A 23,195-nucleotide genomic window follows, 5' to 3' on the forward strand; every position below is an offset into this window, starting at 1 on the left:
CCCTTCGATAATGATCCCTATTCCGCCGCCGCCTTTTTCTTGGCCGGAGCCTTCTTGGCGGCGGGCTTCTTCTCACCCGCTTCCTTCTTTGCCGCCGGTTTTTTGGCAGCGGCCTTCTTCGCCGGCGCCTTCTTGCCCTTCTTGGCCGGGGCCGCCGCTGCGCGCGCGTCGATCAGCTGGGCCGCTTCCTCCAGCGTCAGCGCATCCTGCTCGATCGTCTTGGGCAGGGTCGCGTTGGTCGTGCCGTCGGTGACATAGGGGCCATAGCGGCCCGCCATCAGCTTGATCTCCGCCTCGGTGCGCGGATGCTTGCCCAGCACCTTCAAGGGCTCGCGCGACGAACCGCCACGCCCGCCCTTGTTCGCCGCATCGGCGAGCTTGGCGACGGCCATGTTCATGCCGACTTCGAAAATCTCGGCGGTCGAGGACAGGCGGCCATATTTGCCGTCATGCAGCAGATAGGGACCGAAACGGCCGATATTGGCAACGATCGGCAGCCCGGTTTCCGGGTGCAGGCCGACTTCGCGCGGCAGGCTCAGCAGCTTGATCGCCCAGTCGAGCGTCATCTCACCACCAGGCAGATCCTTGGGGATCGACCCACGCTTGGCTTCCTTGCCCTCTCCCATCTCGATATAGGGGCCGAAACGGCCGGACTTCTTGACGATGTCCTGCCCGGTCTCGGGATGCTGACCCAGGATTTCGGGACCGGTATCGGCGCCATCGCTGCCGCCGGGCTGGCCAAACTTGCGGGTATATTTGCACTCGGGATAGTTGGAGCAGGCGATGAACGCGCCAAAGCGGCCGCCACGCAGCGACAATTGGCCATCGGCGCAGAGCGGGCAGGCGCGCGGATTGCTGCCGTCCGCCTTGGGCGGGAACAGCATCGGCTCCAGGAACTTGTCCAGCTCGGCCGTGATGTCCGACGGCTTCTGCTCCATGATCTCGGCGGTCTTGGGCTTGAAGTCCTTCCAGAAGGCCTCGAGCACTTCCTGCCACTGGGCACGACCGCCGGAAATTTCGTCCAGCTCGTCCTCAAGACCCGCGGTGAAATCATAGGAGACATAGCGTTCGAAGAAGCGCTCCAGGAAGGCCGTGACGAGACGCCCGCTTTCCTCGGCGAAGAAGCGGTTCTTCTCGACGCGCACATAGTCGCGGTCCTTCAGAACCTGCAGGGTCGAGGCATAGGTCGACGGGCGACCGATGCCCAGCTCTTCCAGCTTCTTGACCAGCGAGGCTTCGGAATAGCGCGGCGGCGGCTGAGTGAAATGCTGTTCGGCGCTCACCTTCTTCTTGGCCGGCGCGTCGCCTTCGCTCAGGCGCGGCAGCAGCTTGCTGTCGTCATCCTCGGCATCGTCGCGACCTTCTTCGTAAAGGGCGAGGAAGCCGGGGAAGATCACCACCTGGCCGGTGGCGCGCAGCGTATGGCTGCCGCTGCCGTCGACCATGTCGATGGTGGTGCGCTCCAGCCGGGCCGACGCCATCTGGCTCGCCAGCGCGCGCTTGAAGATCAGGTCATAGAGCCGCGCATGATCGCCGCCGCCCACCTTGTCACGATGGAATTCGGTCGGACGAATGGCTTCGTGCGCTTCCTGCGCATTCTTCGCCTTGGTCTGATATTGGCGCGGCTTTTCGGGCAGATAGCCGCCGTCATAGCGTTCCGCGATCGCCTTGCGCGCGGCCGAGATGGCACTGCCGTCCATCTGCACGCCGTCGGTACGCATATAGGTGATCGCACCATCCTCGTAGAGCTGCTGCGCGATCCGCATCGTGTGGCTGGCCGAAAAGCCGAGCTTGCGCGCGGCTTCCTGCTGCAGGGTCGAGGTGGTGAAGGGCGGTGGGGGATTGCGGGTGAGCGGCTTGGTCTCGACCTTGTCGACGGTGAAGCGGCCGGCCTCCACGTCCGCCTTGGCGGCCATGGCATCGCCTTCCTTGCCGATGGTCAGGCGGTCGATCTTCTCGCCCTTCCAGCGGACCAGGCGCGCGGTGAAGCCCTGCCCGCCCTGCTCCATCTCGGCCGAGATCGACCAATATTCTTGCGGCACGAAGCTTTCGATCTCGCGCTCGCGCTCCACCACCAGGCGCAGCGCGACCGACTGGACGCGGCCGGCCGACTTGGCGCCGGGCAGCTTGCGCCACAGCACCGGCGACAGGGTGAAGCCCACCAGATAGTCGAGCGCACGGCGCGCCCGATAGGCGTCGATCAGATCCTCGTCCAGCGCGCGCGGCTTGGCCATCGCGTCCAGTACCGCCGCCTTGGTGATGGCGTTGAACGTCACCCGGTCGACCGTCTGCGGCAGCGCCTTCTTAGCGCGCAGCACTTCCTGCACATGCCAGCTGATCGCTTCCCCTTCGCGATCAGGGTCAGTCGCCAGGATCAGTCGCGTGGCCTTCTTCGCCTCATCGGCGATGGCCTTGAGCTGCTTGCCCTTGTCGCCATAATTTTCCCAGGACATGGCAAAGCCATTGTCGGGATCGACCGACCCGTCCTTGGGCGGCAGGTCGCGGATATGGCCGTAGCTGGCCAGGACATGGAAATCCCCGCCCAGATATTTCTCGATGGTCTTCGCCTTGGCCGGCGATTCGACAATGACAAGTTGCATTCAGGCCCCGGTTTGGAAGTCTCTCACGTATACGCGCGAGTCTGTAGGGTAGTGGTGGAGGGCGTCAAGCGCCCTGCGCATCTCGTCTCATGACCGCGACCAGCAAGGCCATGGCCAGCGCCGCCCCGCTCCCCAGCCATATCGCATCCTGCTGGAGCATCGGAAACAGCCATGCGCCGGTCACCGCGCCCACGACGAGCCCCAGCCAGAGCAGCGCATAGCTGCCCCAGCCGGGATAGCGCCGCCCCGTGACTAGTCCGGCCAGGCCAAAGCCGATGCGCACCAGACTGCCGGTCATATAGGTCAGCCCGAGCGGCGCTTCCCCTTCGCGCTCTAACACGGTATTTTCTGCGCCCATCGCCAGCGCCAGCAGGCCTGCAGCCCCAAGTGCCGACTGCCCTACCATGAGCGCCGCCACAGCCAGCAGCATCGCGACGAGGATCAATATGGCGCTGCTTTGCCACCGCCCCGCAATCGCGCCGACGATCGCGCCACCGCCAACACCCGAGACAAAGCACAGGATCAGGATTGCCGCCGCCGTCGCATCACTTCTGTCGCTCGCAATGCCGACGGCCAGCCGCGTCGAATTGCCGCTCATGAACGAGACGAAGAAACCCGATGTCGTCAGGAAGCCGAGCGCATCGACATAGCCTGCCAGAAAGGCCAGGGCGATGGCGAAGCCCTGCATCGGCCGATCGAACCGGATCATCGCGCGCGCCGCCCCCTCATATCAGGCTGACCCGGCCACCCGCCTGCCGTTCCAGCCCGCCCGCCAGCTCCAGTTCCAGCAGCACCGTCTGCACGATAGCGGGCGACAGGCCGGACAGGCGGATGATCTCGTCCACCGCCACCGCGACCGGCCCCAGCAGCGCGATCACTGCCACGCGATCGGCATCGGCGACATCGCTCGACACCGGCTGGCCGATAAAGTCGAAACTGCCCTGCCGCACCATGCGGGGATCAAGCCCGCCGACCGCCTCCAAAATGTCGTCGGCATTCTGCACCAATGTCGCGCCCTCGCGGATCAGCAGGTTGCAGCCCTGCGCGCGCGGGTCGAGCGGCGATCCGGGCACCGCCATCACCTCGCGCCCCGCCTCGGTCGCGAGCCTTGCGGTGATCAGCGACCCGGACTTGGGCGCCGCCTCCACCACCACCGTGCCCAGCGCGAGGCCGGCGATGATCCGGTTTCGCGCCGGAAAATGCCGGGCGAGCGGCTGGGTGCCGGGCGGATGCTCGGTCACCAGCAGGCCACGTTTCGCCACATCTTCCTGCAAGGCGGCATTTTCGGGCGGGAAGCCGATGTCGATGCCGCTCGCGATCACGCCGATCGTGCCGCTGTCGATCGACCCGCGATGCGCTTCGGTATCGATACCGCGGGCCAGGCCGGACACGACCACCGCGCCGCGATCGCCCAGTTGCTGCGCCAATATCCGGGCAAAGCGGCAGGCCGCCGCCGAGGCGTTACGCGCGCCGACCATGGCGATGCAGGGCCGCGCCGCGATGGCGGCATCACCGCGCACGATCAACGCCGGCGGCGCGCCCTCCATCTCGGCCAGCAGCGCGGGATAGTCGGCATCGCCCATCAGCAGATAGCGGGCGCCGATCGTGCGGGTGGCGGCAATCTCCCGCTCGATCGCGGCGGCATCGGCCACCCGCGCCTCGCCCCCGCCGCGCGCGGCGAGCATGGGAATGGCGCGCAGCGCCTCGGCCGCGCTGCCGAAGCGTGCGAGCAACTGGCGGTAGCTGACGGGGCCGATCCGCGGGGATCGGATCAGGCGGAGACGGTCGAACCGCTCCTGCCCGCTCACTCGGTGGCGGCTTTCTGCTTGGAACTACCGACCTTGGGCTCCTCGCCCTTCATCAGCCGGGCGATATTGGCGCGGTGCCGCCACAGCACGATCAGCGCGAGCGCCAGGCTGACCGGCACCAGATCGATCCGGCCAAAGGCGAACATGGCGATCGGCGCGCTGACCGCCGCCGACATACCGCCAACCGACGACCATTTGGTGCCGAACAGCGCGCCCAGCCACACGACCGCAAAGACGATGCCGGCCGGCCAGTACATCGCCGTCACCACGCCCATCATCGTCGCCACGCCCTTGCCACCGGCAAAGCGCAGCCAGACCGGGTAGCAATGGCCGATAAAGGCCATGGCACCCACCATCGGCCCGCCACCATCCACCAGCGCCGCGCCGATCAGCACCGCCGCCGCCCCCTTGAGCAGGTCGAGCAGCAGGGTCGCCGCCGCCAGCCCCTTGCGCCCGGTGCGCAGCACATTGGTCGCGCCGATATTGCCCGACCCGATCTGGCGCAGGTCGCCAGCGCCGGTGAAGCGCGTCAGCAGCAGGCCAAAGGGGATCGAGCCGAGCAGATAGCCCAGCACCAGGACAAAAGCGGGAAGCAGCCAGGGAGGTGTCATGAAATTCGCCGATAAAGCGTTTTCAAAGCACGTGGAACAACTGCTGGCTCCGAAAACGCGGTGCATCAAAAGACCAGAACAGGACAGCCGATGCAATCGGCCGGCCTGTTCTGATTGTTGCGCGCGACCATAGCGTGACAGGCGCGCGGGGCAATGGGCAGTATCGGTTTACCGCACCCGCGCGGGATTGCCGACCACGGTTGCACCGGCCGGCACGTTGCGCGTCACCACGCTGCCCGCACCGATCAGCGCATCGTCGCCGATCGTGACGCCGGGCAGGATGATCGCGCCGCCGCCGATCCACACATTGCGGCCGATATTGATCGGCACGCCCCATTCGATGCCGGTGGCGCGCTCGGCCGGATCGCGCGGATGATCGGCGGTCAATATCTGCACCCCGGTGCCGATCTGCGTGCCGTCGCCGATCGTCACCGGCACCACGTCCAGGATGACGCAGTTGAAGTTCAGGAACACGCCCGCGCCCAGGAAGATGTTGAAACCATAGTCGCAGTGGAAGGGCGGCCGGATTGTCGATCCCGCCCCCAGCGCGCCCAGCCGCTCGCGCAGCAACGCCTCGCGCTCGGGCGGCAGGGTCGCGTTGAAACGCTGCATCCACGCCGCTGCGGCCAGCTGGTCCGCGATGATTTCCGGGTCGCTCGCATGATAGGGCTCACCCGCGATCATCTTCTGCTTCATGCTGGGCTGGGTCATCCTGTTCTCCTTCGATCGGCCCGCGAGGTGGCAGCGACCGGCCCGCTTTGCAAGCACCGGACGTTGACACTCACGCCCCATGTCGCGACACAGGCGCGCATGACGGTCGCACCAGACGCTCCCATCCTTTTCTTCGATTCCGGCGTGGGGGGGCTGTCCATCCTCGCCCCGGCCCGCGCCGCCTTGCCGAACGCCCCGGTCGTCTATGCGGCCGACAGCGCCGGCTTCCCTTACGGCACCAAGAGCGAGGCGGAGATCGCGGCGCGCGTGCCCGCCCTGCTCGGTCGGCTGGTGGAGCGCTATCGCCCGCGCCTTGCCGTCATCGCCTGCAACACCGCCTCGACCATCGCCCTGCCGCATGTCCGCGCCGCGCTCGACATTCCGGTGGTCGGCACCGTCCCGGCGATCAAGCCGGCGGCACTATTGTCCAAAAGCCGGGTGTTCGGCGTTCTGGGCACCAATGCCACCGTGCGCCAGCCCTATGTCGACCGGCTTGCCGCCGAACATGGCGCCGACTGCACCGTGCTGCGCCATGGCAGCGCCGCGCTGGTGCAACTGGCCGAGGCGAAGCTGCGCGGCGAAACGCTCGATCCCGCCATCGCCCGCGACGCTCTGGCGGGGCTTCTCGACCAGCCGGGCGGCGACCGGATGGACATGGTCGTCCTCGCCTGCACCCATTTTCCATTGGTGGAACAGGAGCTTGCCGCCGCCGCGCCGCATCCGATGGGCTTCGTCCATGGCGGCGAAGGGATCGCCCGGCGCATCGCCTTCCTGACCGATGGCCAACCCTGGCCGGACACGCCCTCGCCCGGCATCGCCGTCTTCACCCGCGTCGATGACCAGGTCGAGGCGCTGCGTGACGCGCTTGCCGGCTATGGCCTCGATCGCATCGACGCGCTCTGACCCCAGGGGTAGGCCATTTGTCCAATGGCAAAGCGTTTCGATCACACTGATAGGGAATCTGCGTATCGTTGCGAGCGGTTATCGCTGGCAATGGCAGGCGCGCGCAGGTAAATGCACTCCTCAGGCAGAGGATGGCGCGACCATAGAAGAACCGGCGCGCGAGCAACGGGAAGAACGGCGTAGTGAATTACAAGCATATCTTTTCGCAGGCGATCGACCGGCTCCACAGCGAGGGCCGCTACCGCGTGTTCATCGACATCCTGCGCAACAAGGGCGCGTTCCCCAACGCCCGCTGCTTCCACGGCCATAACGGCCCGAAGCCGATCACCGTCTGGTGCTCGAACGACTATCTCGCCATGGGCCAGCATCCCAAGGTGGTCGCCGCCATGGAGGAAGCGCTCCATGATGTCGGCGCCGGATCGGGCGGCACCCGCAATATCGGCGGAAACACCCATTATCATGTCGATCTGGAGGCGGAACTCGCCGATCTGCATGGCAAGGAGGCGGCTCTGCTCTTCACCTCGGGCTATGTCTCGAACGAAGCGACGCTCTCGACCCTCGCCAAGATCCTGCCGGGCTGCATCATCTTTTCGGACGAGCTGAACCACGCCTCGATGATCGCGGGCATCCGCAATTCGGGCTGCGAAAAGCGCGTCTTCCGTCACAATGATCTCGATCATCTGCGGGAACTTCTCGCCGCCGAGGATCCCGAGGCGCCCAAGCTGATCGCCTTCGAAAGCGTCTATTCGATGGACGGCGACGTCGCGCCGATCGCGGAAATCTGCGACCTGGCCGACGAGTTCAACGCGCTCACCTATCTCGACGAAGTCCATGCCGTAGGCATGTATGGCGCACGTGGTGGCGGCATTTCGGAGCGCGACGATGTCGCCCATCGCCTGACCATCATCGAAGGCACGCTGGGCAAGGCGTTCGGCGTGATGGGCGGCTATATCGCCGCCGACCAGATGATCGTCGACGTGATCCGCAGCTATGCGCCCGGCTTCATCTTCACCACCTCGCTCTCGCCCGTGCTGGTCGCCGGCGTGCTGGCGAGCGTGCGACACCTGAAGGGCTCCAGCGCCGAGCGCGAAGGCCAGCAGGCCTCCGCCGCCAAGCTCAAGCAGCTGATGCGCGACGCCGGCCTGCCGGTGATGAACTCGGTCACCCATATCGTGCCGCTGATGGTGGGCGATCCGGTCAAGGCCAAGCGGATCAGCGACATCCTTCTCGCCGAATATGGCGCCTATGTGCAGCCGATCAACTATCCCACCGTGCCGCGCGGCACCGAACGTCTGCGCTTCACGCCGGGCCCGGCCCATAATGAAGAGATGATGCGCGACCTGGTGTCGGCACTGGTCGAAATCTGGGACCGGCTGGAACTGGAACTGCTGGAACGCCAGGCAGCCTGACCGGACAGGAACGGGGCGGCCGATCGCAGCGCCGCCCTGTCCTATCCGCGCAAAAGCCGCTATGATGAACCGGGTCGGAGCCATCCGCCCTGCCCCCGTCCGCAACAAGATTTCCTACATTGGATATCAAATGTCACAATGTGCAGGAAATGTGCGAAGTTAAGCGCGCCCTTTCCTACAAATCCAACATCACACCCGGATCAGCCCACCCCTGACCGCATAGCCGCGATAGAGCATCCGGACATGGGGAAAGCCGCCCATATCCTGAGCCAGTCGGTTGATCGCGCCGTTGAGTTCGCGCCGGGGCGAGACGTGGAACCGCTCCAGCCAGCCGAACAGCGCCCGTTTCCAGAGCGCTGGCAGTTCATCCTGCTGGCCGAAATCGACGATCTCCAGCTTACCGCCGGGTGCCACGCAGCGCGCCGCCTGGACCAGCGCCATTTCCCATTCGGGGATCATCGACAGCGCATAGCTGATGAACACGCGCTCGAAGCTCGCCCGGCCGAACAGCGCCTGCGGATCGAACCCGCAGGCATCGCCCTGCGCCAGCGTCACCCGATCCGCCATGCCCGCCCTGGCGACCGAGACGCGCGCCGTATCCAGCATCGCATCGCTGATATCGACGCCATAGAGCCGCGCCTTGGGCCAGGCCTTGCCCACCGCAATCAGGTTGCGGCCGGTGCCGCAGCCAATCTCCAGCACAGCACCGCCGGCGGGCGGATCAAGATCGGCGATCAGTCCGTCGCGGCCCAGCAGATAATATTTGCGGGTCAGGTCATAAATGTGCCGCTGGTAGCGATAGACCCCGTCCATCAACTGCCCATGGCCACTCATGCGTCGGTGCCCTTCAGCACATAGAGATGCACGCCGCCATAGATGGCCGAGCGGTCGCGCGCGGTATAGTCGCGCGAGGCTTCGGCGCGATAGTCCCAATGGGCCAGCACATCGTCGGCGACCCGGCCGGGCAGGATGCTCGGTTCGCCGGCGGTGCGGAACAGCACGCGGGCGCCGGGCTTGGCCGTCCGCGTGATCTGCGCCCAGAGCGCGTTCAACTGCTCGTCATCCATCCAGTCCTGCGCATCGAGCAGGATATAGCGGTCGCACGATGCCGCCGGCTGACTGGCCAGGAAGTCGGTGAAGTTGATATGCCGGACATCGACCCGCTCTGCCCTGTCGCGCACCGCGCGATGATTGGCCGCCTGCAGATAGGGCGGCAGCGGCCCTTCGCCGCCTGCATAGCCACGGCCGAAAGCCTGCACGGCGAAATAATTGTCCTGAAGATCGAAGTCGCAGGCCAGTTTCTTGAGCCGCGCCTTCAGCACATTGTCCATCCGGTCGTCGCCCGCCAGCGCCTCGAACTGCGCGGGCGGGATGCCGAGGCCGAACAGCGAGGCCGGCTGGCTGGTCAGCCAGCGGACGAAGCCCTTGTCGAAGATCGGCGCCAGCTCGCGCTCGAAGATCGCCAGTTGCTCCTCGCGGCTCTGCGCGTCCAGCATCCGCTTGGGGTTCACGCCATGCAGCCGGGCGAGCAGATGGGCTGCGCCGATGAAGCGGCCAAGCAGGCCATGCCTGTAGATGCCCCGCGCAAAGCCACCGATGCGGCGGCGACCGGTCATGTCGCGCCCCTCCCAATAACGACGGGTCGCCTCATCCAGATGCGGCGCCACGATCTCGCGATAGGCAGCGATATTCGCCTTGTCGTCCGCCCGCGCGAAGAAGCGGTGGAAGGCGGCATGATCGGGCAGCGTCTGCGCCGCCATCAACTTCAGCCGGTTGAGCGCGATATGGGCGGTGTTGAGGTCGACGGCCGTGATCTTCGCCGGATCGGCGGTGAGATAGGACAGGACATTGCAGCCGCCCGACGCGATCGTCACCACATGGCTGTCGGGCGTGATCGCCAGCGCTTCCATGTCGACCGCCGGGTCTTCCCAGATCTGGGCATAGACCAGGCCACGGAAGGCGAAGGTGAAGGCGCGTTCCAGCAGCCCCTGCTTCGACAGATGGCGGTGACGATGCACCGCATTGGTGACTTTCTTGTGGGCCGATGCGGCCATGGGCGCACTCCTCGCTGCCGGGTCGTTCGGTCGGCCGATAGGGCAAGCGCATGTCGTGCGCATGACCGCCCGATGACGCGACGATGACGGCCCTTGCGGAACCGGGACCGCCCTTCCCATCTTCTGCATCTGATGGCGCACTGGATCGAACCCCACCCCACCGGCATCTATGTCCGCCCCGCCGATGCGTGGATCGATCCGTCGCAACCCCAGGAACGGGCGCTCGTCACCCATGGCCATGCCGACCATGCCCGCGGCGGCCATGGCCATGTCTGGGCCACGCGGGAAACGCTGGCGATCATGGCGTTGCGCTATGGCACGGCCAGCGGCACGGCGGTCGGTTATGGCGAGGAGATCAGGCTGGGCGGCGTCACCATCCGCTATGTCCCCGCCGGCCATGTGCTGGGATCGGCGCAGATCATCCTGGATCATGCCGGCGAGCGCGTGGTAGTGACCGGCGACTACAAGCGCCGCCCCGACCCCACCTGTCTGCCGTTCGAACCGGTCCCTTGCGACATCTTCGTGACCGAGGCGACCTTTGGCTTGCCGGTCTTCCGCCACCCCGACACCGGCAGCGAAATGGACCGGCTGCTCCATGCGCTTCACGCCAATCCCGATCGCTGCGTGCTGGTCGGCGCCTATGCGCTCGGCAAGGCACAGCGGGTGATCTGCGAGTTGCGGGCGCGCGGCCATCATGACCCCATCTATATCCATGGCGCGCTCGAACGCATGTGCGCTCTCTACCAGGATTTCGGCGTCGACATGGGGAAGTTGCGCGGCGCGACTGGCGTGCCGGCCAAGGATATGCGCGGCGCCATCGTGCTGGCGCCGCCCTCCGCGCTCAACGATCGCTGGAGCCGCCGCCTGCCCGACCCGATTGCCGCCATGGCGTCAGGCTGGATGCGGGTGCGCCAGCGCGCCCGGCAGCGTAACGTCGAACTGCCTTTGGTCATTTCCGACCATGCCGACTGGGACGAACTGACCGACACCATCCGCGAAGTCGCGCCCAGCGAAACCTGGATCACCCACGGCCGCGAGGAAGCCCTGCTCCACTGGTGCATGACCCACCAATTTCGCGCCCGCGCGCTTGCGCTGGTGGGCCGCGAGGATGAGGAGGAAGGGTGATGCTGTCTAACCCGTTCGCCCTGAGCCTGTCGAAGGGCCTGGCTGAGCGAAGTCGAAGCCACTTCGCTTCGCTCTGTGCTGGGCTTCGACTTCGCTCAGCCCGAACGGTCATTGGGATTGATCCATGAGGCAATTTTCCCAATTGCTCGACGGTCTCGTCTATACCCGCTCGCGCAACGGCAAGCTGGCGCTGATCGCCGCCTATATGCGCGAAGCCCCCGATCCCGACCGAGGTTGGGCGCTGGCCGCGCTGACCGGCAATCTCGACCTCAAGGCGGTGAAGGCATCGGCCATCGGCGAGATGATCCGCGCCCGCACCGATCCCGTCCTCTTCGAGATGAGCCGCGACTATGTCGGCGACCTGGCCGAGACCGTTGCCCTGCTCTGGCCCCGCCCTGGCAATGAACCGGCCGAACTGGACGACGGCTCGCTCAGCCTGTCGGGCGTCATCGACCGGCTGCACAATATCAGCCGCGCCGCCGCACCGGATGCGCTGGCGCAGATGATGGACCATCTCGACGCATCGGGCCGCTTCGCCCTGCTGAAACTCGCCACCGGGGGCCTCCGCGTCGGCATCTCCGCCCGTCTCGCCAAGACCGGCTTCGCCCAGGCTTTCGGGCTCGACGTCGACGATGTCGAACAGGTGTGGCACGCCCTCGCCTCGCCCTACACCGCCCTGTTCGACTGGGCCGAAGGCCGCAGCGCCCGCCCCGACCCAGAGGGCACGCCCTATTTCCGTCCCTTCATGCTCGCCCATCCGCTGGAAGCCGATAGCGTCGACCTCGCCGATTATGCGGCCGAATGGAAATGGGACGGCATCCGTATCCAGACCGTCGGCACTGGCCGCGAAACGCGCCTTTACAGCCGCGCGGGCGACGACATCACGGGCAGCTTCCCCGAAATCGCGCAGGCCTTCACCGGCCATGCCGTGCTGGACGGCGAATTGCTGGTGAAGGGGGAGTTTCAGGGCGGCGAGGCAGCGAGCTTCAACGCCCTCCAACAGCGTCTCGGCCGCAAGGCGGTGAGCGCGAAGATGATGGCCGACTATCCCGCCTTCGTCCGCCTCTATGATCTGCTGATCGAAGGCGACGACGATCTGCGCGCCCTGCCCTGGACCGACCGCCGCGCGCGCCTCGAAGCCTATATGGCGCAGCTATCGCCCGACCGTTTCGACCTGTCTGCCGTGATCGACGCGCCCGATTTCGAAGCGCTGGCCGACATCCGCGCCGGCGCCCGCGATGCCGCGATCGAGGGCGTCATGCTCAAGCGCCGCGACAGCCCCTATGTCGCCGGGCGCAAGGCTGCGCTCTGGTACAAATGGAAGCGCGATCCGCTGACCGCCGACTGCGTCATGATGTATGCCCAGCGCGGCCATGGCAAACGCTCCTCCTTCTATTCGGATTACACATTCGGCTGCTGGACCGCGGAGGGCGAATTGCTGCCGGTCGGCAAGGCCTATAGCGGGTTCACCGACGAGGAACTGAAATGGCTCGACCGCTTTGTCCGGGGGAATACAGTGAACCGCTTCGGCCCGGTCCGCGAAGTCGAAAAGACACTGGTGCTGGAGGTCGCGTTCGACTCCATCCATGACAGCAGGCGCCACAAGTCCGGCCTCGCCATGCGCTTCCCCCGCATCGCCCGCATCCGCAAGGACAAGCCAGCAGCGGAGGCAGATACGGTCGAGGGATTGAAGCGGCTGGTGAGTTGATCCATAAGGATCAAAAGGAGAACGAGGATGACCTACAGCGGAAGCTGCCATTGCGGCGCCGTCACCTTCACGGTTGATGCCGATCCGCCCAGCGAAGCGATGAGCTGCAACTGTTCCCATTGCAGCCGCAAGGGCTTCGTCCTGACCTTCGTTCCCGTCGATCAGTTCCACCTCGACAGCGGCGCAGAGCAACTGACCGACTATCTCTTCTACAAGCACGCCATCACGCATCAATTCTGCAAGACCTGCGGGACGGAAGCCTTTGCGCTCGGCAAGTCGCCCCAGGGTGAAATGCGCGCGATCAACCTGCGCTGCGTGCCTGCGATCGATATTGGAACACTGACCATCCAGAAGGTTGACGGAGCGCGCTTCTAACTCTGACTTTGCTCTGTCACGCGACGCCCCTATATGGGCGCTTTCGCGCGTCCGGCGCGACCACAGTTATGGAGCAGTTGAATTGAGCAAGGTTCTGGTCATCGGCGCAGGCGGCGTCGGGTCTGTCGCGGTCCACAAGATGGCGATGAACCCTGATATTTTCAGCCACATCACGCTGGCCAGCCGCCGCATCGTCAGTTGCGAGAAGGTCGCCGAATCGGTCAAGAAGCTGGTCGGCATCGATATCGACGTGGCCCAGGTGGATGCCGACAATGTCGAAGAGACCATCGCCCTGATCCAGAAGGTCCAGCCCAAGCTGGTCGTGAACCTGGCGCTGCCCTATCAGGATCTGGCGATCATGGACGCGTGCCTCGCGACCAAGACCGACTATCTCGACACCGCCAATTACGAACCGCGCGACACCGCCAAGTTCGAATATAGCTGGCAGTGGGCCTATCAGGAACGCTTCAAGGAAGCCGGCATCATGGCGCTGCTGGGTTCGGGCTTCGACCCCGGCGTCACCAGCGTCTTCGCCAGCTACATCAAGAAGCATCTGCTCGACACGATCGACACGCTCGACATTCTCGACTGCAATGGCGGCGATCATGGCCAGCATTTCGCCACCAACTTCAATCCGGAAATCAACATCCGCGAAGTGACCGCCCCGTCGCGCCACTGGCTGAACGGCGAATGGGTCGAAGGTCCGGCATTGAGCCACAAGCAGGTGTTCGACTTCGACCAGGTCGGCGAAAAGAACATGTACCTCATGTATCATGAGGAACTGGAAAGCCTCGCCACCCACTATCCCGAAATCAAGCGCATCCGCTTCTGGATGACCTTCGGCGACGCTTATCTCAAGCATCTCGAAGTGCTGCAGAATGTCGGCATGACCCGGATCGATCCGGTCATCTATAATGGCCAGGAAATCATTCCGCTGCAGTTCCTGAAGGCCGTTCTGCCCGAACCGTCGAGCCTGGGTTCGACCACCAAGGGCAAGACCAATATCGGCGACATCGCGACCGGCCAGAAGGATGGTCAGGAAAAGACCGTCTATATCTATCAGGTCTGCGACCATGAGGACGCCTATGCCGAAACCGGCAACCAGGCGGTCAGCTACACCACCGGCGTGCCCGCGATGATCGGCGCCGCCATGATGCTGACCGGCGCCTGGAAGGGCGAAGGCGTGTTCAACATCGAGCAGTTCGATCCCGATCCCTTCATGGACATGCTGAACAAGCATGGCCTGCCCTGGCAGGTGAAGGAACTGGACGCGCCGCTGGCCTTCTAAGCTTCGGTTGTAGCAGAAACCTGGTCATTCCCGCGAAAGCGGGAACCCATCTCCGGACTTGGCGTCTGGAGATGGGGTGGGAGATGGATCCCCGCCTGCGCGGGGATGACGGAGTGGGCTGGAATGCGAAACCCCATGTGGGCCGTTCTGGCCCTTTCTCTATTGGTTCCTGCGGCATCGGCGCAGCAGCCCCCCGATCCCTATGCCCCGGCCAAGGCCATCGTCGCCGACGTCAACCGCATTGTGACGCCGAACGGCGTGCAGGAAAGTCTCGTCGTGACCTTGGGTGGCGCGCGGCAGGCGATCAATGTGCGCGGCGCCGATCGGGCCAACCCGATCCTCCTCTACGTCCATGGCGGCCCCGGCGCGGTGGAAATGCCTTTCGCCTGGTCGTTCCAGCGGCCATGGGAGGATTTCTTCACGGTCGTCCAGTGGGATCAGCGCGGCGCGGGCAAAAGCTATGCGCTGAACGATCCCAAGGCGATCGCGCCGACCATGACGCTGGATCGCTATCGTGACGATGCGATCGAACTGATCGACTATCTCAAGGCCCGCTATGGCAAGCGCAAGGTCTTCCTGCTCGGCCATAGCTGGGGCTCGGCGGTGGGCCTATCGGTCGCGATCAAGCGGCCCGACCTGCTCTATGCCTATATCGGCATGGGCCAGGCGATCGACTTCCGCGCCGGCGAACGCATGGGCATGGACTGGACCATCGCGCAGGCAAGGAAGGCCGGCAACACCGATGCCGTGAAGGCGATAGAGGCGCTCGCCCCCTATCCCGACAGCGGGCCGTTCACGATCGACAAGGCGGATGGCTGGCGCCGCTACGCCATTCCCTATGGCTCGCTGATGGCCGACCGGCCCGACCCGACGCTATATTTCCAGACGCCGCGCCTGTCGCCCGACTATACGCCCGAAGACCGCAAGGCCTGGGGCGCAGGCAGCGAATTTTCGACCACGACCCTGTGGCCGCGGGTTGCCGATGTCAGCTTCGCCAAGGTCCACGAGATGAAGCTACCGGTCATCATGCTGCTCGGCCGCATCGACTATACCGTGCCTTCGCCGCTCGCCGCGCAGTGGATGGACCGGTTGAAAGCCCCCGCCAAGAAGACCATCTGGTTCGAGCATTCGGCCCATATGCCGATGGTCGAGGAACCCGGCCTGGTCCTCAAGGCCCTGATCAACGATGTCCGCCCGCTGGCGGATCAGGAGTAATATTTCATGGAAACCAAGGCCGGCGATCCCGCCGCTTTCGCCCATTTCGACCTGTACCGCGTCCCCTCGCCCGCCTTCGTCGTCGATGAGGCTGCTGTGCGGCGCAACCTGTCGGTGCTGCGCGATATCGGTGACCGCGCCGGCATCAAGGTGCTGGGCGCGCTCAAGGCCTTCTCCATGTGGTCGCTGGGCGGCGTGCTGGGCGAATATCTCGACGGCGTCTGCGCCTCGGGCATCTATGAGGCTCGCCTTGGCCGCGAGGAATATCAGGGCGAGGTCGCAACCTATTGCGCTGCCTACAAGCCCGACGATCTCGCCGAAATCCTCAAGATTTCCGACCATGTGATCTTCAACAGCCCCGGCCAGTTCGCCCGGATGAAGCCGGTGATTGACGCCGCCCGCGCGGGAGGCCGCATCTTCGACATCGGTCTGCGCATCAACCCCCTCCACCCGGAGGGCGAGGTGCCCAAATATGACCCCTCGCAGCCGCACAGCCGCCTGGGCTTCCCGGTCAATCAGTTGCGCGCAGAGCATCTGGACGGGGTGGACGGCCTCCACGTCCATAATCTGTGCGAACAGGATTTCCTGCCGCTCCAGCGCACCTGGGCGGCGATCGAGCCGTTCGTCATGCCCCATGTGGCCGGCCTCAAATGGCTGAACTTCGGCGGTGGCCACCATGTCACCCGCGCCGACTACCAGATCGACGACCTCATCGCCTTCCTTCAGGCGATCAAGGCGCAGACGGGCCTTGAACTCTATATCGAGCCGGGCGAGGCGATGGCGCTCGATGCCGGCATCCTGGTCGGCGAGATCCTGGACGTGATCGACAATGGCATGCCCGTCGCGATCACCGACATCAGCGCCACCTGCCACATGCCCGACGTGATCGAGGCACCCTATCGCCCCGCCATGCTGCATGAGCAGGACGAAGGCCCGGTCACGCGCCTGGGCGGTCCATCCTGCCTGGCGGGCGATATCATCGGCGATTATCGGGTGCCCGGCGGCGCAGAACCGGGTGCGCGCATCGCCTTCCTGGACCAGGCCCATTATTCGATGGTGAAGACCAACACCTTCAACGGTGTGCCGCTGCCTGCCATCTGGCTGTGGAATTCCGAGAGCAATGAACTCCGGGAAATCCGCAGCTTTTCCTATGCGGATTTCAAGAGCCGCCTGTCCTGATTCCATTCCTGATTTTGCCCGGCCGGGCGTGTGAATTTCCACGTTAATTCCGTGGAAACTATCTTTCGTCCGGCCGAAATATCTTGTCTTTTCAACGACCCATCCAGCATGACGCACGTTTCATAGCGGACCACGCAACAAAATTTTCATATGCGCTTTACAGGGGGGACCCCACCGCATATATCGGCCGCTCGCTGCCCCATGGGACTTCCACCGCAAGGCAGCTTTTTCGCCCTGAACTACACTGGAGGTCCCTTGAGTTGCACAAGCATCATAGCGCGCTGGGGGTAGCGACCGCCCTCACACCGGCAGCACCGGTAACGCTGATCCGTCCCGAAGCCGCAGCTCGGGCCGCCCGTTTCTTCACTGAGAAGTTTCCGGGTCGCTCGCTCTATGCAGTCAAGGCGAATCCGTCTCCTGATCTGATCCGTACGCTTTTCGATTCGGGCATCACGCATTTCGACGTGGCCTCGATTGCCGAAGTGCGTCTCGTTGCCGAAACGCTCGAAGGCAAGGCCAAGCTCTGCTTCATGCACCCGGTCAAGGCCGAGGAAGCGATCGCGGAAGCGTACCATGTCCATGGCGTGCGCACCTTCTCGCTCGACACGATCGACGAGTTGGAAAAGATCATGCGCGCCACCGGTGATGCGACCGATCTGGAGCTGTGCGTGCGCCTGCGCGTTTCGTCCGAACATTCGGAACTCAGCCTGGCGTCGAAGTTCGGCGCGGAGCTGGGCGAGACCCGCGAGCTGCTGATGGCAACCCGTCAGGCCGCCGATGCGCTGGGCATCTGCTTCCATGTCGGCAGCCAGGCGATGAGCCCCCAGGCCTATAGCGATGCGATAGAGCGCGTGCGCGCCGCGATCGTCGACGCGGCCGTCACGGTCGACATCATCGATGTCGGCGGCGGCTTCCCGTCCATCTATCCGGGCATGGAGCCGGTCGCGCTCGAAAATTATTTCGAAGCCATTCATCGCGGCTTTGAAAGCCTGCCGGTGAGCTACTCGTCGGAACTGTGGTGCGAACCCGGCCGCGCGCTGTCGGCGGAATATAGCTCGATCATCGTGCGCGTCGAACGCCGCCGCGGTCAGGAACTCTACATCAACGACGGCGCCTATGGCGCGCTGTTCGATGCCGCGCATATCGGCTGGCGCTTCCCCGTCGCCCTGCTGCGCGAGGATGAGAGCGAGGAAGAACTGGAAGGCTTCTCCTTCTACGGCCCGACCTGCGACGACATGGACCATATGGTCGGCCCGTTCATGCTCCCGGCGGATGTGAAGGTCGGCGACTATATCGAGATCGGCATGCTTGGCGCCTATGGCGCGGCAATGCGCACCGGCTTCAACGGCTTTACGTCGGAATCGACGATCGAAGTGTCGGACGAGCCGATGGCTAGCCTCTATGCCGAAACGCTGCCGGCCCGTCGTCGCGCAACTGTCATCAAGCTCGGTTAAGACGGGTACCGCTCCCCTTTAGGAGAGGATGCCCGTCCAACGGCCCGCATAGGCCGAGGATCGAACGAAAGACTATATCCCTCGCTGCCGCCCCCTCGCAGCGAGGGATTTTCTTTGGGGCATTTGTGCCCCTCCACGACGGTGTGAACTTCGCAGAAAATCGCTCAGGGGCGCCGGAAAATCCCGACCAGCTCGACATGGGTCGACCAGCGGAACTGGCCGACCGGCATGACGCTGTCGAGCACATAGCCACCCGCCACCAGATGCGCGGCATCGCGGGCGAAGCTGCCCGGATTGCACGAGACATAGGCGATCAGCGGCACGGTCGACTGCGCCAGTTGCATCGCCTGTTCGCGCGCGCCCGCCCGCGGCGGATCGATCACCACGGCGGCGAAGCGGTTCAGCTCTTCGGGCGTCAATGGCCGGCGGAAAAGGTCGCGATGATCCGCCACCATGCGCCGCTGCGCGCGATGGCCGGCGAGCTTGAGCGACAGCACCAGATCGCGCGCACCCTCCGCCGCATAGACCGGCCGATTGGCGCCGATCGCCAGTGCAAAGGTGCCAAGGCCGCAGAACAGGTCGGCGACAGCGCCGGTCGCGGGCAACACATCCTGCACTGCCTTGACCAGCACCGCCTCGCCATCGGGCGTCGCCTGCAGGAAGGAATAGGGCGGGAAGCCCACCGCCACGCCACCAAAGCTAACGGTCACCGGTTCCGGCTCCCAACGGGTTTCCGGGCCATCACCCTGATCGATCGTCAGCCGTGCCAGAGCGTGCGCGCGCGCGAAATCGCCGATGGCCTCGTCCGCCGCCAGCCCCTCGACCTTCACGCCTTCCAGCAGCATGTCGACGCCCTGGTCGGTCAGCGACATGCGCACATGCGCGGCGCGCTTGTCGGGTAGGCAGGTCAACAGCATCGTCCGCAGCGGCGCGATCAGTGCAAGCAGGCGCGGATCCAGTATCTCGCACATCGTCAGGTCGACCAGAACATGGCTGCCCTGCTCGGCAAAGCCGATGGTGATCCGCTTGCCCTGCCGCGCGGCACGCAGCGAGGCACGGCGACGCGTGCGCGGCGGCGAGACATGGGCCGGCAGCACCGTCTGCGGCACCACGCCCTGCCCGGCCAGCGCGCCGGTCACGCGGGCACTGACGAAATCAGCCAGGCTCGGCTCGTCGATCTGCTGCAGTTCGCAGCCACCGCATCCGGGAAAATGGATGCAGGGCGCGTCGACATGGTGCGGGCCGGCGATGATGCTGCCGTCGGCAGCGATCCGGTCGCCCGGTGCTACCAGTGCGAAATGCCGCCCATCGGCGGTGACGCCATCGCCCTTGGCGGCGATGCGGAGGATGAGATCATTATCTTGGGTCACAGCCGCGAGCCGATAGCGGCTGGAAGCGCGGCAAGCAAATCATCCGCGACAAAAGCCGGGCCAGCCCGGCGCGCAGCCTCCCCATGCAACCACACCGCCTCGCACGCTGCGCGAAATGGATCGCCGGTCACGGCCAGTCGCCCGGCGGCAAGGCCAGCCAGCACATCGCCCGTTCCGGCGGTCGACAACCAGGTCGAAGCACTCCGCGCCACGGCTACCCGGCCATCCGGCGCGGTGATCACGCTGTCCGCACCCTTGTAGACCATGACCGACCTCGCCATGCGCGCGCCGGCCAGGGCCCGATCGATCTTGCTGCCCGGCAGATCGCCGAAAAGCCGGACGAACTCGCCCTCATGCGGGGTCAGGATCGATCCGGTCGGGACATGGGTAGCCGCCCTTCCTGCGAGCAAGGTGAGCGCGTCGGCGTCCAGCACCAGCGGCCGTCCGCATGCCAGCGCTGCATCAAGCCGCACCTGTGCCCCATCCTCCCGGCCCAATCCCGGACCGACCAGCACGGACGCCAGCCGAGCGTCGGAAAGAGCATCGCTGAGGACAGTTTCATCCTCAATCTGCTGATGAACGATGGCATGTGGCCCGGCCTCACGAGGCGAAGCGTCATAGCGCCTCACCATGCCTGCACCGGAATGGGCCGCTGCGGCTGCCGCCAGCGCCGCCGCACCCGGCATAATACCGCCGACAACGCCGACCAGACCTCGGCTATATTTATGCGCAGCGGCAACAGGCGCGCGAAGCCGCGGCGGTGCAAGCACATGCATGTCCTGCGGCATGGTCAGGCCGATGTCCGCCCTCACCAGCTTCCCCATGAGGCTGGCCGCCGGCTGCAACAGATGCGCGGGCTTGAACGCGCCCAATGCGATCGTCACGTCGAACTTCGGCACTGCCGACAATAGCTGGCCGTCATCCGTCCCCACGCCGCTCGGCAGGTCTATCGCATAGCTGTGATTGGCATGCGCCACCAATGCGCCCAAGCGTTCCGCTACCGCCGCATCCAGGCCACGCGTCAGCCCCGTGCCGAACAGCGCGTCGACCAGTTGTGCCGCCGGCGCTGCATCGGCCAGCGACTCTACCGGGCCGTCCCACAATGCCCTGGCCCGCAGGGCGGATGCAGTGCGACTGTCACCCAGGGAGGCAACCCGCACCGGCACACCCAGTTCGCGCAATATATGCGCAATAACAAAGCCATCACCGCCATTATTGCCAGGACCACAGAGGATCAGCGCGTCCCGTCGATGCCCGGCACGCCAGATGATCTGCGCCGCCGCCGCACCGGCTCGTTCCATCAGTTCATAGGGATCGACGCCAGCATCAAACGCCGCCTGCTCGGCCGCACGCATGGCTGCTGCCGTCAATATCGGGTCGGGCGCCATCAATTCGGCTTGGCTGCGACGGTAGCGGGCAGCCGATAGTGGTCCTCACCGATCGTTACTTCGACCACCCCCTTGTCGATGATGGTGAGCTTTGCGTCCTCGGCGCCATCGGCCGAAACCAGGCCACGCCCGTCCCGCACGATCCTTAGCCGCCGAAACCCGCCGTCGGGATGACGCAGGGTCAGCATGTCGCCGTCGCGTTCGACGCCGCACGCCCGCGACCAATCGCCCTTGCCGATCGCGCAGTCGATCAGGCTGTCGTCAGCGGCGATCGCCCCGCTCCCGCCGCCCTTGCCGTCACATCCCGCCAAGGCCAGCCCCGCCAGCAATAATGCGCCAGACAATCGCAGCCCCATCAGAATATCCCCTTTCGACATCCCTATAACCCGGCGCGCCAGGCCCGACCATCAACTCAGTCGGTTACGGCACTCCAGCACGATCGGTCCGAGCAGATCGGCAAAGCGGCGCTGCCCCGCAGCATCGTCAACCAGATCCTGCCGCATCTCGATCCCCAGATAGGGAATGCCATTGGCTTCCGCATGGCGGTTCATGGTCGCGTTGAGCAATTGCCCCGAATAGGGCAGTTGGTCACCGACATTCAGCCCCGCCGCCTCCAGCATCGGAATGGCGATCCGCGCCGCCCGATCATCCTGATTATAGAGAATGCCGATATCCCAAGGCCGCTGCTGCGCCGGATCGCTCGTCAGGCGCGGCGTGAAGCTATGTACGGACAGGATGAAGGGTGACGTCATGCCGTCGAGCATGGCCGCCACCTGCTGATGATAGGGATGATGGAAGCGGCGCATCCGTTCGGCCAGATCGGCGTCGCGGTTGCCCGGAATGGCATGGCCGTCACTCATCACCGGCAGCAGGCCGGGCGCATCCTCTTCGCGATTGAGGTCGATGACCAGGCGGGAGATGCCGGCCAGGATCGCCGAGCAGTTCAGTTGCGCCGCGAGCAACTGGCTGACCTCCGCCACGCCGATATCGATCGCGATATGTTCGCGAAGCAGCGCCGGATCGATGCCCAGGTCGATATCGTCGGGGACATGGGCCGAGGCATGATCGACGATGATCAGCAGGTCGAGATCGCCCTCGCGCACGGTGATGAAGGCTTCGCTCATGATGTCCTGATCCTCGTTTCCATCACCCACCAATCCGGACGATCGCGGCGGAGGGCCGTCGCGGCCTGCACCATGGCCTGCCCGTCATCGAACAGCGCAAAACAGGTCGCGCCCGATCCGGACATACGCACCAGCCGGGGCCTTTGCGCCTGCAACGCCTCCAGCACATCACCGATCACCGGCGCCAACAGCCGGGCCGGCGCCTCCAGATCATTGCGGCCGGAACGCGCAAGCCCGTCAATATCCAGCGCGTCGAGCGGGCCGCGATCGATCCTGTCCCAGCCGGCAAAGACCGATGCCGTCGACACGCCAACCCGCGGATTGACCAGCAGCATCGGCCGGCCCGACAGGTCGTCCAGCGCCTGCGCCTCCAGCAGCTCGCCACGGCCGCGCACCAGTTGCGTCGTACTGGCTAAGCAGGCCGGCACGTCCGAACCGAGCAACAGGGATAATTGTTGTGATACAACGTCTTCCAAGGTGATATTCCAGAGACGCATCAGCAGGCGCAGCGTCGCAGCCGCATCCGCCGAGCCGCCACCGATGCCCGACGCAACCGGCAGTCGCTTGTCGAGCCGAATATCGGCGCCGGCCGTTATACCGGTGGTCGCCTGAAGACTTCTCGCCGCGCGCATCACCAGATTGTCATCGTCGCCGCTCAGGCCGGCACCACAAGGGCCTTCCACGGCGAGCGTGATGACGCCGTCGTCGCGCTGCCGGGCATGGAGAATATCCCCATCCTCGGCAAAGACGAACAGGCTTTCCAGCGCATGATAGCCATCCGCGCGGCGCTCGCGCACATGCAAGGCCAGATTGACCTTTGCATATGCAGTTTCAGTTAGTTGTTCAGATATATTCACAGGATTTCGATGCAAT

The 23,195-nt window shown here is 65.0% G+C and carries 21 protein-coding genes; 9 read left to right on the forward strand and 12 right to left on the reverse strand.

Annotation, left to right across the window (positions count from 1 at the left end; all coding sequences use genetic code 11):
- Positions 1-17: 17 nt before the first annotated feature.
- The 5 genes from topA to AC0KVN_RS00490 all read right to left on the reverse strand — a co-directional run bounded on the left by topA (position 18) and on the right by AC0KVN_RS00490 (position 5,730).
- Complete coding sequence (gene topA, locus AC0KVN_RS00470) at positions 18-2,600, reverse strand: type I DNA topoisomerase (protein ID WP_483655214.1); 2,583 nt, start codon at positions 2,598-2,600, stop codon at positions 18-20.
- Positions 2,601-2,664: 64 nt separating this feature from the next.
- A complete protein-coding gene (locus AC0KVN_RS00475; protein ID WP_435567494.1) occupies positions 2,665-3,309 on the reverse strand; it encodes a YoaK family protein in 645 nt (214 codons plus the stop codon).
- Positions 3,310-3,325: 16 nt separating this feature from the next.
- Positions 3,326-4,408, reverse strand: coding sequence for a DNA-processing protein DprA (dprA, locus tag AC0KVN_RS00480; RefSeq protein ID WP_435567493.1), 1,083 nt, complete (start codon positions 4,406-4,408; stop codon positions 3,326-3,328).
- Positions 4,405-5,019, reverse strand: a complete 615-nt coding sequence (plsY, locus tag AC0KVN_RS00485; RefSeq protein WP_435567492.1) for a glycerol-3-phosphate 1-O-acyltransferase PlsY — start codon at positions 5,017-5,019, stop codon at positions 4,405-4,407. The genes dprA and plsY overlap by 4 nt, the downstream gene beginning before the upstream one ends.
- Positions 5,020-5,187: 168 nt before the next feature.
- A complete protein-coding gene (locus AC0KVN_RS00490; protein WP_435567491.1) occupies positions 5,188-5,730 on the reverse strand; it encodes a sugar O-acetyltransferase in 543 nt (180 codons plus the stop codon).
- Between the two features lie 99 nt (positions 5,731-5,829).
- Between AC0KVN_RS00490 and murI the strand changes: the two genes are divergently transcribed.
- Both murI and hemA read left to right on the forward strand, forming a co-directional pair.
- Positions 5,830-6,633, forward strand: a complete 804-nt coding sequence (murI, locus tag AC0KVN_RS00495) for a glutamate racemase (protein ID WP_435567553.1) — start codon at positions 5,830-5,832, stop codon at positions 6,631-6,633.
- 182 nt (positions 6,634-6,815) lie between these two features.
- On the forward strand, positions 6,816-8,042 hold the full coding sequence (gene hemA / locus AC0KVN_RS00500; RefSeq protein ID WP_010337893.1) for a 5-aminolevulinate synthase: 1,227 nt from the start codon (positions 6,816-6,818) through the stop codon (positions 8,040-8,042).
- 189 nt (positions 8,043-8,231) lie between these two features.
- On the opposite strand, the gene AC0KVN_RS00505 is transcribed toward hemA, so the two are convergent.
- Both AC0KVN_RS00505 and AC0KVN_RS00510 read right to left on the reverse strand, forming a co-directional pair.
- Positions 8,232-8,876 (reverse strand): class I SAM-dependent methyltransferase, encoded by a 645-nt coding sequence (locus AC0KVN_RS00505; RefSeq protein WP_435567490.1) that lies wholly within the window; start codon positions 8,874-8,876, stop codon positions 8,232-8,234.
- A complete protein-coding gene (locus tag AC0KVN_RS00510; protein ID WP_037519876.1) occupies positions 8,873-10,096 on the reverse strand; it encodes a BtaA family protein in 1,224 nt (407 codons plus the stop codon). Before AC0KVN_RS00510 ends, AC0KVN_RS00505 begins: the two co-directional genes overlap by 4 nt.
- Before the next feature lie 132 nt (positions 10,097-10,228).
- On the opposite strand from AC0KVN_RS00510, the gene AC0KVN_RS00515 reads away from it, so the two are divergent.
- The 7 genes from AC0KVN_RS00515 to AC0KVN_RS00545 all read left to right on the forward strand — a co-directional run bounded on the left by AC0KVN_RS00515 (position 10,229) and on the right by AC0KVN_RS00545 (position 18,440).
- A complete protein-coding gene (locus AC0KVN_RS00515) occupies positions 10,229-11,221 on the forward strand; it encodes a ligase-associated DNA damage response exonuclease (protein WP_435567489.1) in 993 nt (330 codons plus the stop codon).
- Positions 11,222-11,345: 124 nt separating this feature from the next.
- Positions 11,346-12,929 (forward strand): cisplatin damage response ATP-dependent DNA ligase, encoded by a 1,584-nt coding sequence (locus tag AC0KVN_RS00520; RefSeq protein ID WP_435567488.1) that lies wholly within the window; start codon positions 11,346-11,348, stop codon positions 12,927-12,929.
- A gap of 27 nt (positions 12,930-12,956) precedes the next feature.
- Positions 12,957-13,304: a GFA family protein gene (locus AC0KVN_RS00525; protein WP_435567487.1), complete on the forward strand. Its 348-nt coding sequence runs from the start codon at positions 12,957-12,959 to the stop codon at positions 13,302-13,304.
- A gap of 82 nt (positions 13,305-13,386) precedes the next feature.
- Complete coding sequence (locus tag AC0KVN_RS00530; protein ID WP_435567486.1) at positions 13,387-14,592, forward strand: saccharopine dehydrogenase family protein; 1,206 nt, start codon at positions 13,387-13,389, stop codon at positions 14,590-14,592.
- Between the two features lie 123 nt (positions 14,593-14,715).
- Positions 14,716-15,807: an alpha/beta fold hydrolase gene (locus AC0KVN_RS00535; RefSeq protein WP_483655215.1), complete on the forward strand. Its 1,092-nt coding sequence runs from the start codon at positions 14,716-14,718 to the stop codon at positions 15,805-15,807.
- Positions 15,808-15,813: 6 nt separating this feature from the next.
- Positions 15,814-16,986, forward strand: coding sequence for a carboxynorspermidine decarboxylase (locus AC0KVN_RS00540; protein WP_435567484.1), 1,173 nt, complete (start codon positions 15,814-15,816; stop codon positions 16,984-16,986).
- 260 nt (positions 16,987-17,246) lie between these two features.
- On the forward strand, positions 17,247-18,440 hold the full coding sequence (locus AC0KVN_RS00545) for a type III PLP-dependent enzyme (protein WP_004207266.1): 1,194 nt from the start codon (positions 17,247-17,249) through the stop codon (positions 18,438-18,440).
- Positions 18,441-18,604: 164 nt separating this feature from the next.
- Here the strand turns inward: AC0KVN_RS00545 and AC0KVN_RS00550 are convergent, their stop codons facing one another.
- The 5 genes from AC0KVN_RS00550 to AC0KVN_RS00570 are packed head-to-tail and all read right to left on the reverse strand — an operon-like array spanning position 18,605 to position 23,194.
- On the reverse strand, positions 18,605-19,810 hold the full coding sequence (locus AC0KVN_RS00550) for a class I SAM-dependent RNA methyltransferase (protein WP_483655216.1): 1,206 nt from the start codon (positions 19,808-19,810) through the stop codon (positions 18,605-18,607).
- Complete coding sequence (locus AC0KVN_RS00555; protein ID WP_435567482.1) at positions 19,807-21,198, reverse strand: NAD(P)H-hydrate dehydratase; 1,392 nt, start codon at positions 21,196-21,198, stop codon at positions 19,807-19,809. Before AC0KVN_RS00555 ends, AC0KVN_RS00550 begins: the two co-directional genes overlap by 4 nt.
- Positions 21,198-21,554 (reverse strand): hypothetical protein, encoded by a 357-nt coding sequence (locus tag AC0KVN_RS00560; RefSeq protein WP_375187924.1) that lies wholly within the window; start codon positions 21,552-21,554, stop codon positions 21,198-21,200. The genes AC0KVN_RS00555 and AC0KVN_RS00560 overlap by 1 nt, the downstream gene beginning before the upstream one ends.
- Positions 21,555-21,605: 51 nt before the next feature.
- Entirely contained in the window at positions 21,606-22,322 is a 717-nt protein-coding gene (locus AC0KVN_RS00565; RefSeq protein WP_435567481.1) for an N-formylglutamate amidohydrolase, read from the reverse strand.
- Positions 22,319-23,194: a 4-(cytidine 5'-diphospho)-2-C-methyl-D-erythritol kinase gene (locus AC0KVN_RS00570; protein ID WP_435567480.1), complete on the reverse strand. Its 876-nt coding sequence runs from the start codon at positions 23,192-23,194 to the stop codon at positions 22,319-22,321. Before AC0KVN_RS00570 ends, AC0KVN_RS00565 begins: the two co-directional genes overlap by 4 nt.
- Position 23,195: the final 1 nt, after the last annotated feature.

The sequence above is a fragment of the Sphingobium sp. SG1 genome, from assembly GCF_057063145.1.

Excerpts from the sequence above, each read along its gene's own strand:
- AC0KVN_RS00525 (WP_435567487.1), top strand. The coding sequence starts at position 12,957 with ATGACCTACAGCGGAAGCTGCCATTGCGGCGCCGTCACCTTCACGGTT.
- AC0KVN_RS00490 (WP_435567491.1), bottom strand. The coding sequence starts at position 5,730 with ATGACCCAGCCCAGCATGAAGCAGAAGATGATCGCGGGTGAGCCCTAT.
- AC0KVN_RS00475 (WP_435567494.1), bottom strand. The coding sequence starts at position 3,309 with ATGATCCGGTTCGATCGGCCGATGCAGGGCTTCGCCATCGCCCTGGCC.
- AC0KVN_RS00515 (WP_435567489.1), top strand. The coding sequence starts at position 10,229 with ATGGCGCACTGGATCGAACCCCACCCCACCGGCATCTATGTCCGCCCC.
- AC0KVN_RS00565 (WP_435567481.1), bottom strand. The coding sequence starts at position 22,322 with ATGAGCGAAGCCTTCATCACCGTGCGCGAGGGCGATCTCGACCTGCTG.
- AC0KVN_RS00520 (WP_435567488.1), top strand. The coding sequence starts at position 11,346 with ATGAGGCAATTTTCCCAATTGCTCGACGGTCTCGTCTATACCCGCTCG.
- AC0KVN_RS00540 (WP_435567484.1), top strand. The coding sequence starts at position 15,814 with ATGGAAACCAAGGCCGGCGATCCCGCCGCTTTCGCCCATTTCGACCTG.
- topA (WP_483655214.1), bottom strand. The coding sequence starts at position 2,600 with ATGCAACTTGTCATTGTCGAATCGCCGGCCAAGGCGAAGACCATCGAG.
- AC0KVN_RS00535 (WP_483655215.1), top strand. The coding sequence starts at position 14,716 with ATGCGAAACCCCATGTGGGCCGTTCTGGCCCTTTCTCTATTGGTTCCT.
- plsY (WP_435567492.1), bottom strand. The coding sequence starts at position 5,019 with ATGACACCTCCCTGGCTGCTTCCCGCTTTTGTCCTGGTGCTGGGCTAT.
- AC0KVN_RS00505 (WP_435567490.1), bottom strand. The coding sequence starts at position 8,876 with ATGAGTGGCCATGGGCAGTTGATGGACGGGGTCTATCGCTACCAGCGG.
- AC0KVN_RS00555 (WP_435567482.1), bottom strand. The coding sequence starts at position 21,198 with ATGGCGCCCGACCCGATATTGACGGCAGCAGCCATGCGTGCGGCCGAG.
- AC0KVN_RS00510 (WP_037519876.1), bottom strand. The coding sequence starts at position 10,096 with ATGGCCGCATCGGCCCACAAGAAAGTCACCAATGCGGTGCATCGTCAC.
- AC0KVN_RS00560 (WP_375187924.1), bottom strand. The coding sequence starts at position 21,554 with ATGGGGCTGCGATTGTCTGGCGCATTATTGCTGGCGGGGCTGGCCTTG.
- murI (WP_435567553.1), top strand. The coding sequence starts at position 5,830 with ATGACGGTCGCACCAGACGCTCCCATCCTTTTCTTCGATTCCGGCGTG.